Here is a 1,197-nt window from a genome sequence, read left to right as displayed (position 1 = left end):
GATCAAGCCCCAGTCGTTGCCGTCCACGAGCTCCAGGTGCGGGTACAGCCCGCCGCGCTTCGTGGTCAGGACCTGGTAGGTGGCGATCGTGACCGGCCGGACTTCCTTGACGGAGCCGGAGTACTCGCCGATCTCCTCCTCGGTCAGCGACGTGCGTTTGAGGAGCTCGTCCTTCCACTGCCGCGCGGCGACGGTGTTGGTCACCAGGATCAGTGTGGTGGTGGAGCTGGTGGCCATGGCGGCCGCCCCGACCAGCGTCTTGCCGGCGCCGCAGGGAAGGACGACGACGCCGCTGCCGCCGGCCCAGAAGTTCTCCGCGGCCAGTTGCTGGTAGGGCCGCAGCTTCCATCCCGATTCGTTGAGCATGATGGGGTGCGGGGTGCCGTCCACGTAGCCGGCCAGGTCCTCGGCCGGCCAGCCAAGCTTGAGCAGCAGCTGCTTGAGCTGGCCGCGCTGGGAGGAATGCACCACCACCGTCTCGCCGTCGATCCGTGGCCCGAGCAGCGGGGCGATCTTCTTGGCGCGGCTGACTTCCTCGAGCACCGGGTAGTCGGAGGTGCGCATGACCAGGCCGTGCTGCGGGTCCTTCTCCAGCCGGAGCCGGCCGTACCGGGACATGGTCTCTTCGACGTCGATCAGCAGGGAGTGGGGCACGGGGAAACGGGAATACGTGAGCAGGGTGTCCAGCACTTTTTCGGCGTCCAGCCCGGCCGCCCGGGCGTTCCAGAGCCCCAGTGGCGTCAGCCGGTAGCTGTGCACATGCTCCGGGGCCCGTTCCAGCTCGGCGAACGCCGCGATGGCGTGCCGGGCCTCCGTTGCGAGTTCGTGGTCGACCTCCAGCAGGATGGTCTTGTCACTCTGGACGATCAGGGGCCCGTCATTCACTGGAACAATTCCTCTGTAGCTTCTACGTCGATAATGCGGTGGATGGACAGGACCCGCTCGATCTCCTTGTCCGGATCGAACACCCGCACCCGCCCGCCATTCACAGCTACCGGAACAACCGTCTCGCGGGTGGCATTCCCCATGCTGTCCACGACGTTCATGATGACCCGCTGCCTGAGGCGGATCGCCTTCAGCAGGGTCTCGAGGCCCAGCTGGGTCGCTTCCTCGCTGCCCGGTGCCGCCGGCGGGTGGGCGCCGGAGCCCGGCGCCCGGGACCCGTTGGCGCGGAGCACGGCCAGTTGGGCCTCGATG

The 1,197-nt window shown here is 67.8% G+C and carries 2 protein-coding genes; both read right to left on the bottom strand.

Translation table 11 applies throughout. The annotated features are described in order from the left end of the window. A partial coding sequence (locus AC1D1S_RS21280) for a helicase-associated domain-containing protein (RefSeq protein WP_476995463.1) occupies nucleotides 1-885 on the bottom strand: 885 nt, incomplete at its 3' end. Further along, the coding region (locus AC1D1S_RS21275; RefSeq protein WP_476995462.1) for a WYL domain-containing protein at nucleotides 882-1,197 on the bottom strand (316 nt) is incomplete at its 5' end. The genes AC1D1S_RS21275 and AC1D1S_RS21280, both read right to left, overlap by 4 nt.

The organism is Arthrobacter sp. P1_A5, from assembly GCF_056406825.1.
The sequence above is the reverse complement of the archived record's forward strand: the minus strand, read 5'-3'. Positions and strand labels throughout refer to the sequence as shown.